Below are 8,740 nucleotides of genomic sequence, written 5' to 3'. Positions count from 1 at the left end.
GCTGGGCGACCCGGCCGCGCAGGGCCTGGCCCTGCTCGACCCGCCGCCGCCCGCCGCGCTGGAGGCCGCGCACCGCACGCTGCACGCCCTCGGCGCCCTCGTGACCCCGGGCACCGCAGGCAGCGCGGACGGCGCGGGAGCGGAGGGCGCTCCCGACCTCTCCAAGGCCCGGGTCACCGACCGAGGCCGTCGGATGGCCGCGGCCGGCGTCCACCCGCGCCTGGCCAGAGCCCTCGTCGACGCCGGCGGGCGGGCCGCCGAGGTCGTCGCGCTGCTGTCGGAGCAGCTCCCCCGCGACGCGGGCGACGACCTGGTCGCGGTCTGGCGTACGGCCCGCCGAGGCGGTGACGGGTTCTCCGCCCGCTGGCGTCAGGAGGCCGGGCGCCTGGCCCGTGCCGTACCGGGGGAGAACGGCCGCGGAAGCGGGGGCCGGACCGGAGAGCGGACCGACGACGAGACCGCCGGGCTGGTGGTGGCGCTGGCCTACCCGGAGCGGGTCGCCAGGCGGCGGGGCGGGGCCTACCTGATGGCCTCGGGGACCGCCGCGGAACTGCCCGCGGGCTCCCGGCTCGGCACCGCGGAGTGGCTCGCGGTCGCGGTCGCGGACCGGCCCGCGGGCTCGGCGGCGGCGCGGATCAGGCAGGCCGTCGTGATCGACGAGGAGACCGCCAGATCCGCCGCCGCACCCCTGTACTCCGTCGCGGACGAGGTCGTCTGGCGCGTCCCGCCGGGCGAGCGCAAGGGGGACGTCACGGCCCGCCGGGTCGAGCACCTCGGCGCCGTCGAGCTCTCCTCGGTCCCCCTGCGCGACGCCGACGTCAGGCCCGCCCTCCTGGACGGCCTGCGCGCCGAAGGCCCGTCACTCCTGCGCTGGACCCCCGAGGCCACCGCCCTGCGCGAGCGCCTGGCCTTCTGCCGGCGCGCGCTCGGCGACCCTGGCCCGCCGTGGACGACGCCGCCCTGGTCGAGGCCGCCGACCTCTGGCTGGAGCCCGAGCTGTCCCGGGCCCGCCGCCGCGCCGACCTGGAGCGCCTCGACGCGGCTACGGCCCTGCGCCGACTGGTCCCGTGGAGCGCCCGGCTGGACGAGACGGCCCCCGAGCGGATCGAGGTGCCGAGCGGGTCCCGGATCAGGATCGACTACTCCGGTGAGCGGCCGGTCCTCGCCGCCAAGCTGCAGGAGCTGTTCGGCTGGGACGACGCCCCGCGGATCGCCGGGGTCGCCCCGGTGGTGCACCTGCTCTCCCCGGCGGGCCGCCCGGCCGCGGTCACCTCGGACCTGGCCTCCTTCTGGCGGGAGGGCTACCGCGCGGTCCGCGCCGAGCTGCGGGGCCGCTACCCCCGGCATCCCTGGCCCGAGGACCCCCTGTCCGCCGTCGCCACCCGCCGCGCCAACCCGCGCCGCTGAGCCCGTCCCCGGACCGTCAAGCGGTCCCAGGCCGCCAGGCAGTCCCAGGCCGCCAGGCGGTCTCAGGCCGTCAAGCGGGCCGTCAAGCGGGCCGTCAAGCGGCTCCAGGCCCTCAAGCCGGCAGGCGGTCCCGGGTGGGGACGATGTCCTCGAACCGGGTGACGGGCATGTCCTTGGAGCGGATGGTGCCGCCGAGGGCCGCGGCGAGGGCCACGGCGGCCTGGTAGAGGCGTTCCAGCTCCGGGTCGTCCGGGCCGTCGGGGCGGAGCTCCAGGTCGACCAGGTGGTCGGTGTCGTCCGTCCAGTCGGGCTCCGGATGGCTGTAGTGCACCTGGAGGCGCTCGTCCTCGCCGCCGATCCGGCACAGGCCCAGCTCGTGGTCATGCTCGACGGCCCGCTCACCGAGGACCGGGCGCACCAGGTGGGCCACCTCCTCGCAGTCGAGCGCGGCGCGGCCGCCCAGGTTCACCTCGACGTCCACGTGGTCGTCGTGCTCCTTCGGCGGGTGCAGCGCCCCGCCCAGGCGGCTGGCCAGGCCGTTCAGCAGGAAGGTCCCCGCGGTCCGGTGCCCGCCGCCGCAGGCGATGATCGCCCCGCGCCGGTCGGCGGGCACGCGCGCCCTGGCGGCGCGGTCCTCGGTGAGCTCGACCCAGCGGACCCTGGTCCCCCGCACGACGAACCAGTCCCCCGACGACGTCAGGTCGGGGTCGTACTGGCGGAGCAGGCTCTCCAGCCGGGCCGGCTCAGGGGGCCGGTAGGTGAGCAGGGCGGGATGACGTCGTAGCTGGCGTGCCGTGCGATCGAGGAACCACATGCCTCCCAGTGTGCGGGGGCGCACTTGGGACTCACTTGCAGGCCCGTGCCCGGCCGGGGACGCCGCCCGCCGTACCGCTCGCGCGCCCCGCCCGCCGTACGGCTTGCGCACCCCGCCACCCTATGGGCTATCGTGGTGATATCACTTCGATAGACCCCCGATAGCAGAGGTGGGATTCATGGAACGACGCGCATTCCGGGTCAACGGCTTCCTCGTCCTGATCGGCCTGCTGGCGCTGGGCGCGGCGCTGGCGGCGGTCGTGGTGTCGGCCGGCTGGACCGACTCGGCCGTGGCGCTGCTGGGCACCGTGGGCCCGTGGGGCCTGGCCGCGCTCGTCCTGCTCAGCGGGTTCACCGTGGTCAACCCCAACGAGGCGAAGGTCGTGCAGTTCCTCGGCCGCTACGTCGGCACGGTGAAGGAGACGGGCTTCCAGTGGGTCCTGCCGTTCACCACCAAGCAGCACGTCACCCTGAGGGTGCGCAACTTCGAGACCGCCAAGCTCAAGGTCAACGACGCCGACGGCAACCCGGTCGAGATCGCCGCGGTCGTCGTCTACAAGGTCACCGACACCGCCAAGGCCGCCTTCTCCGTCGACGACTACGAGGAGTACGTCGCGATCCAGTCCGAGGCGGCCGTCCGCCACCTGGCCACCAGCCACCCCTACGACGCCCACGAGGAGGGCCGGACCAGCCTGCGCGACGGCGCCGAGGTGGCCGGGGAGCTCACCGCCGAGCTGCGCGAGCGCACCGACCTCGCCGGCATCGAGGTCCTGGAGGCGCGGATCACCCATCTCGCCTATGCTCCGGAGATCGCCCAGGCGATGCTGGTCCGCCAGCAGGCCGCCCAGGTCGTCGCGGCCCGCACGCACATCGTGTCCGGCGCCGTGGGCATGGTCCGGCTCGCGCTGGACAAGCTGGCCGAGGAGGGCGTGGTGGATCTGGACGAGGAGCGCAAGGCGCAGATGGTCTCCAACCTCCTGGTCGTCCTGTGCGGCGACCGGGCGACCCAGCCGGTGGTCAACGCCGGCAGCCTCTATTCCTGACGGCATGGCCGAGCGCAAGAAGCTCCTGCTCCGGCTCGATCCGGCCGTCTACGAGGCGATCGCCAGGTGGGCGGCCGACGACCTGCGCAGCGTCAACGCCCAGATCGAGTACGCCCTGCGCCGGGCGCTCAAGGAGGCGGGCCGCGAGCCGCGCAGGGCGCCGGAGGACGACAAGTCACCCGATTGAGACATAGGGCGCTTCCCCTCGGAGTGCCCGCAGGACCACACTCGGTGTATGTCGTGGGTGGGGAGATCCGCAGCGGAGATCGCGGAGGCCGTGCGGCAGGGAAAGGCCACGGCCCCGCGGGTCGTCGAGGAGCACCTCGGTGCGATCGCCGAACGCGACGGGCGCATCGGGGCGTTCCGCACGGTCAGGGCCGAGGCCGCGCTCGCCGAGGCGCACGCCGTACAGGAGCGCGGGGACCTGGCGGAGCTGCCGCTCGCCGGGGTGCCCGTGGCGGTCAAGGACAACGTCGCGGTCCGCGGTGAGACGCTCCGCAACGGCTCGGCCGCCACGTCGGACGCGCCCGAGCGCGAGGACCACCCCGTGGTGGCCAGGCTCCGCGCGGCGGGCGCGGTGGTCGTCGGCCTCACCAACGTGCCGGAGCTCTGCCTGGCCGGCTTCTCCGACAGCGTGTACGGCACGGCGCGCAACCCCTGGGATCCGGCCCGCACCGCCGGCGGGTCGTCCGGCGGGAGCGCCGCGGCCGTGGCGGCGGGGATGGTCCCGCTGGCCCACGGCAACGACGGGCTCGGCTCGCTGCGCATCCCGGCCGCCTGCTGCGGCCTCGTCACGATCAAGCCCGGTCACGGCCTGGTCCCGCCGCCCGAGCACGACTGGCACGCCATGTCGGAGAACGGCCCGCTCGCCACGACGGTGGCCGACCTCGCCCTCGCCCTCGCCGTAATGGCCGGCGACATGTCCCTGGCCACACCCGACCGGATCGAGTCCCTGCGGGTGGGGGAGACGATCGACGACTACCCGGGCGGGCTGCTCCCGTCCGAGCCGGTGCGGCTCCGGGTCGCCGTCGCGCCGCGGCCGCTCCCGCCGGGGTTCGCGGTGGACGAGGAGTTCCAGCAGTCGGTGACCGGCGCCGCGCGCGCCCTCGGCGAAGCCGGGCACACGGTCGTGGAGCACGACGCCCGGCTGCCGTCTGGCTCGGTTCCGCCGCGGTGGCCGCCTGGTTCGCGTGCGCCCGCGAGGACGTCGCCGGCCTCGACCGCCGCAGGCTGGAACGGCGCACGAAGGCCCTGGCCCGCACCGGGAGGCTCCTCGCCCGGTTCGGCGCGGACGGGGCCAAGGGGCGCGACCGCTGGCGGGCCCACGGCGCCGACCAGTGGTTCGGCAACGCCGACGTGCTCGTCACCCCGGCGCTCGCCGCGGTCCCGCCGCCCGCCGCCCGCTGGGGCGAGCGCGGCCTGCTGGCCAACGCCCGTGCCAACCTGACCTACGCCCCCGCCACCGCCCCCTGGAACCTGGCCGGCTGGCCCGCCATGACCGTCCCGTACGGCAGGCACTCCACCGGCCTGCCCATCGGCGTGCAACTCGTCGCCGCCCCCGGCGGCGAGGCCCAGCTGCTCACCCTGGCCGCCCAGATCGAGGCCGCCCAGCCCTGGCCCCGCCACGCCCCGCCCCGCTGAACGGGCAGGACGCGGCGGGAAAGGGTCAGACGCCCGTCGGGTGCCAGACCGTCTTGGTCTCCAGGAAGGCCGTCATCCGGCGGACGCCGGGGTCGCCGACCAGTCCGGGGCGGACGGGCGGAGCACCCGCTTGAGGTTCTCCGCCGCGGCCCGCTCGCACGCCACCGCCAGGTCCGCGTCGGCCACGCCGGTGAGGTCGAGGGCGTTGACGTCCATGTGCGCGGCCAGCCAGGGGGCGATCTCCTTCACCGAGCCGGTGAGGACGTTCACCACGCCGCCGGGCAGGTCCGAGGTGGCGAGCACCTCGGCCAGCGTGATCGCCGGGAGCGGCGCCCGCTCGCTGGCGACCACCACGCACGTGTTGCCGGTGACGATCACCGGGGCGATCACCGAGACCAGCCCCAGCAGCGGCTCGTCCGGCGCGATCACCGCGACCACGCCGGTCGGCTCCGGCGAGGAGAGGTTGAAGTACGGCCCGGCGACCGGGTTGGCCGCCCCCGCCACCGAGGTGATCTTGTCCGACCACCCGGCGTACCAGACCAGCCGGTCGACCGCCGCGTCCACGACCTCGCCGGGCCGCTCGGCGCCCGTCTCGGCCAGCTCCGCGGCGAACTGCGCCCGGCGGCTCTCCAGCATCTCGGCGATCCGGTAGAGGATCTGCCCCCGGTTGTAGGCCGTCGCGCCCGACCAGCCGCCGAAGGCCTTGCGGGCGGCGACGACCGCGTCGCGGGCGTCCTTGCGGGAGGCCTTCGAGGCGTTGGCCAGGAACTCGCCCTCAGAGGAGGCCACGGGGTAGGACCTTCCGCTCTCCGACCGCGGGAACGCCCCGCCGATGTACAGCTTGTACGTCTTCCGTACGGCCAGCCGCCCGGGCCCGGACTCCGGCGAGCGCTCGCGCCCGCCCGGCTCCTTGCCCGCCCGCGCCTTTCCCGCCCGCGCCTTGCCCGGCTGCTCCGCGTCAGTCATTTCCGCGCCCTCTCCACGTGCTCTGCTGCTGTGCCAGCCGTACCGGCACGAAGACCTGACCGCAGCGGCTCACCCCGCACCGGTGGGCGAACCAGCCCCGCAGCGCCGGGCGACCGGCGCGGGCGAAGCCGTGGCCCCGGGTGCTCTGGGAGCGGCGGGCCCTGGACCCGCCGGGTCCCGACCTCCGGTATTCACACATCGAGGTACGCCTCCAGCCCGTGCCGTCCGCCCTCCCGGCCGTAACCGGACTCCTTGTAGCCGCCGAACGGCGAGGTGGGGTCGAACTTGTTGAAGGTGTTGGCCCACACCACGCCCGCGCGGAGCCGGTCGGCCATCCACAGGATGCGCGAGCCCTTCTCCGTCCACACTCCGGCCGACAGGCCGTACGGGGTGTTGTTGGCCTTCTCCACGGCCTCGGCCGGGGTACGGAAGGTCAGCATGGCCAGGACCGGGCCGAAGACCTCGTCGCGGGCGATCCGGTGCGACTGGGCGACCCCGGTGAAGATCGTCGGCGGGAACCAGAAGCCCCGGCCCGGGATCTCGCACGCCGGGGACCAGCGCTCGGCGCCCTCCGCCTCGCCGATGTCGGACAGCTCGCGGACCCGGGCGAGCTGCTCGGCGGAGTTGATCGCGCCGATGTCGGTGTTCTTGTCCAGCGGGTCGCCGAGCCGGAGCCTGCTCAGGCGGCGCTTGAGCGCCTCCAGCAGGTCGTCGGCGATCGACTCCTGGACCAGCAGCCGGGAGCCCGCGCAGCAGACGTGGCCCTGGTTGAAGAAGATGCCGTCGACGATGCCCTCGACGGCCTGGTCGATCGCGGCGTCGTCGAAGACGATGTTGGCGGCCTTGCCGCCCAGCTCCAGGGTGACCTTCTTGCCGGAACCCGCCACGCTGCGCGCGATGAGGCGGCCGACCTCGGTGGAGCCGGTGAAGGCGACCTTGTTCACGTCCGGGTGGTTCACCACGGCCGCGCCGGTCTCCCCGGCGCCGGTGACGATGTTCACCACACCCGGCGGGAGGTCGGCCTGGCGGCAGATCTCCGCGAAGAGCAGCGCGGTCAGCGGCGTCGTCTCGGCGGGCTTGAGCACCACCGTGTTGCCGCAGGCCAGCGCCGGGGCGACCTTCCAGGCGAGCATGAGCAGCGGGAAGTTCCACGGGATGACCTGGCCGGCCACGCCCAGCGGCCTCGGGTCCGGCCCGTAGCCGGCGTGGCCGAGCTTGTCGGCCCAGCCCGCGTAGTAGAAGAAGTGCGCGGCGACCAGCGGCAGGTCCACGTCGCGCGCCTCGCGGATCGGCTTGCCGTTGTCCAGCGTCTCCAGCACCGCCAGCTCGCGCGAGCGCTCCTGGATGATGCGGGCGATCCGGAACAGGTACTTGGCCCGCTCGGAGCCGGGCATCGCCGACCAGGCGCCGAACGCCCTGCGTGCGGCCCGGACGGCGCGGTCCACGTCGGCCTCGGAGGCCGCGGCCACCTCGGCCAGGGTCTCCTCGGTCGCGGGGTTGATCGTCTTGAAGGCGGCGCCCGCCCCGTCGGTGAACTCGCCGTCGATGAACAGCCCGTAGGACGACTTGATGTCGACGACGTCCCGCGACTCGGGCGCCGGTGCGTATTCAAACATGTGAACGCCTCAGTCGAGAGTGAAGTAGTCGGGGCCCGCGTACCGGCCGGTCGCCATCTTCTGGCGCTGCATCAGCAGGTCGTTGAGCAGGGTGGAGGCGCCCAGGCGGAACCAGTCGGGGTCCAGCCAGCCCTCGCCGACGGTCTCGTTGACCAGGACGAGCATCTTGATCGCGTCCTTGGTGGTCCGGATGCCGCCCGCGGGCTTCACCCCGACCTTGCGGCCGGTCGCCGCCAGGAAGTCCCGGACCGCCTCCAGCATGATCAGCGTGACCGGGAGCGTGGCGGCGGGCTGGACCTTGCCCGTGGAGGTCTTGATGAAGTCGGCGCCGGCCAGCATCGCCAGCCAGGACGCACGCCGTACGTTGTCGTAGGTCGCGAGCTCGCCGGTCTCCAGGATCACCTTGAGGTGCGCGTCGTGCCCGCCCCCGGGGCGGGCGCAGGCGGCCTTGATCGCGACGATCTCCTCGAAGACCTTCGCGTAGCCGCCCGACAGGAACGCGCCCCGGTCGATGACCATGTCGATCTCGTCGGCGCCGGCGGCCACCGCGAGCGCGGTGTCGGCGACCTTGACGTCCAGCGACGAGCGGCCGCTCGGGAACGCGGTGGCGACGCTGGCCACCTTCACGCCGGAGCCCGCGAGCGCGTCCGCCGCCAGGGCCACCAGGTCGGGATAGACGCAGACCGCGGCCACCTTGGGCACGGACGGGTCGCTCGGATCGGGGTGGGCGGCCTTGGCGCACATCGCGCGGACCTTGCCGGGCGTGTCCGCGCCCTCCAGGGTCGTCAGGTCCACCATGCGGATGGCCAGGTCGACGGCCTCCGCCTTGGCGGTCGTCTTGATCGACCGGGTACCGAGCATCACGGCTCGCTGGTCCGCGCCCACCCGGTCGACACCGGGCAGGCCGTGCAGGAAGGCTCGCAGCGTGGCGTCGGACGAGGCCACGTCAGCGAGCGGAGTAGTCATGGTTGACACCACTCCAGCATGCCGACTCGTGTGTTCAGTTCCAAACTGGACATGGCCGAGACCGGTAACGGGTTTTCGTGAACATTCGCCGAGTTCAGCGACGAAACGGACCGGACATGGTCACGGCCCGCCCTGGAGTTCCTCAGGGCAGTGGTACGGCATGCGGAGGAGCCCTCGGGCAGGAGGACGGCACAGCATATTTTCATGATCCAAATCAACCTCCTCAGCTCGTCCGTTTGACCATTGAAAATGGTTACGGATGGTGCGATTGGTATGTCTTTTGCTATA

The 8,740-nt window shown here is 73.8% G+C and carries 8 protein-coding genes and 2 pseudogenes; 5 read left to right on the top strand and 5 right to left on the bottom strand.

Annotated elements, in window-relative coordinates:
- Window positions 1–772, bottom strand: a pseudogene (locus tag ACWJ6R_RS01730) (hypothetical protein); the annotation flags it as partial.
- A 173-nt stretch (window positions 773–945) separates the two neighbouring features.
- On the opposite strand from ACWJ6R_RS01730, the gene ACWJ6R_RS01725 reads away from it, so the two are divergent.
- Window positions 946–1,407: an ATP-dependent helicase C-terminal domain-containing protein gene (locus ACWJ6R_RS01725; RefSeq protein WP_449060500.1), complete on the top strand. Its 462-nt coding sequence runs from the start codon at window positions 946–948 to the stop codon at window positions 1,405–1,407.
- Between the two features lie 112 nt (window positions 1,408–1,519).
- On the opposite strand, the gene ACWJ6R_RS01720 is transcribed toward ACWJ6R_RS01725, so the two are convergent.
- Entirely contained in the window at window positions 1,520–2,221 is a 702-nt protein-coding gene (locus tag ACWJ6R_RS01720; RefSeq protein ID WP_449060499.1) for a hypothetical protein, read from the bottom strand.
- Between the two features lie 178 nt (window positions 2,222–2,399).
- Here ACWJ6R_RS01720 and ACWJ6R_RS01715 point away from each other — a divergent pair, with 178 nt between their 5' ends.
- Genes ACWJ6R_RS01715 through ACWJ6R_RS01700 form a run of 4 tightly spaced genes read left to right on the top strand, consistent with a single transcriptional unit; the run spans window position 2,400 to window position 4,904 of the window.
- Window positions 2,400–3,263, top strand: a complete 864-nt coding sequence (locus ACWJ6R_RS01715) for an SPFH domain-containing protein (RefSeq protein ID WP_449060498.1) — start codon at window positions 2,400–2,402, stop codon at window positions 3,261–3,263.
- A gap of 4 nt (window positions 3,264–3,267) precedes the next feature.
- Window positions 3,268–3,450 carry a hypothetical protein gene (locus ACWJ6R_RS01710; RefSeq protein ID WP_449060497.1) on the top strand — a complete coding sequence of 61 codons (183 nt, stop codon included), beginning with the start codon at window positions 3,268–3,270 and terminating at the stop codon, window positions 3,448–3,450.
- A gap of 48 nt (window positions 3,451–3,498) precedes the next feature.
- Window positions 3,499–4,710 (top strand): amidase family protein, encoded by a 1,212-nt coding sequence (locus tag ACWJ6R_RS01705; RefSeq protein WP_449060496.1) that lies wholly within the window; start codon window positions 3,499–3,501, stop codon window positions 4,708–4,710.
- Window positions 4,620–4,904: an amidase family protein gene (locus tag ACWJ6R_RS01700; RefSeq protein WP_449060495.1), complete on the top strand. Its 285-nt coding sequence runs from the start codon at window positions 4,620–4,622 to the stop codon at window positions 4,902–4,904. Before ACWJ6R_RS01705 ends, ACWJ6R_RS01700 begins: the two co-directional genes overlap by 91 nt.
- Window positions 4,905–4,929: 25 nt before the next feature.
- On the opposite strand, the pseudogene ACWJ6R_RS01695 reads toward ACWJ6R_RS01700, so the two are convergent.
- The 3 genes and pseudogenes from ACWJ6R_RS01695 to deoC all read right to left on the bottom strand — a co-directional run bounded on the left by ACWJ6R_RS01695 (window position 4,930) and on the right by deoC (window position 8,452).
- Window positions 4,930–5,870, bottom strand: a pseudogene (locus ACWJ6R_RS01695) (aldehyde dehydrogenase family protein).
- A 191-nt stretch (window positions 5,871–6,061) separates the two neighbouring features.
- On the bottom strand, window positions 6,062–7,486 hold the full coding sequence (locus ACWJ6R_RS01690) for an aldehyde dehydrogenase family protein (protein WP_449060494.1): 1,425 nt from the start codon (window positions 7,484–7,486) through the stop codon (window positions 6,062–6,064).
- Between the two features lie 9 nt (window positions 7,487–7,495).
- The gene (deoC, locus tag ACWJ6R_RS01685; RefSeq protein WP_449060493.1) at window positions 7,496–8,452 is read right to left on the bottom strand and encodes a deoxyribose-phosphate aldolase; all 957 of its coding nucleotides are present in this window, start codon (window positions 8,450–8,452) and stop codon (window positions 7,496–7,498) included.
- Between the last annotated feature and the right edge of the window lie 288 nt (window positions 8,453–8,740).

This window comes from Planomonospora algeriensis, assembly GCF_977012225.1.
Note: the sequence above shows the minus strand (reverse complement) of the source record. Positions and strands in the feature narration are given on the sequence as shown.

Excerpts from the sequence above, each read along its gene's own strand:
- ACWJ6R_RS01720 (WP_449060499.1), bottom strand. The coding sequence starts at position 2,221 with ATGTGGTTCCTCGATCGCACGGCACGCCAGCTACGACGTCATCCCGCC.
- ACWJ6R_RS01715 (WP_449060498.1), top strand. The coding sequence starts at position 2,400 with ATGGAACGACGCGCATTCCGGGTCAACGGCTTCCTCGTCCTGATCGGC.
- ACWJ6R_RS01710 (WP_449060497.1), top strand. The coding sequence starts at position 3,268 with ATGGCCGAGCGCAAGAAGCTCCTGCTCCGGCTCGATCCGGCCGTCTAC.
- ACWJ6R_RS01705 (WP_449060496.1), top strand. The coding sequence starts at position 3,499 with ATGTCGTGGGTGGGGAGATCCGCAGCGGAGATCGCGGAGGCCGTGCGG.
- ACWJ6R_RS01690 (WP_449060494.1), bottom strand. The coding sequence starts at position 7,486 with ATGTTTGAATACGCACCGGCGCCCGAGTCGCGGGACGTCGTCGACATC.
- deoC (WP_449060493.1), bottom strand. The coding sequence starts at position 8,452 with ATGACTACTCCGCTCGCTGACGTGGCCTCGTCCGACGCCACGCTGCGA.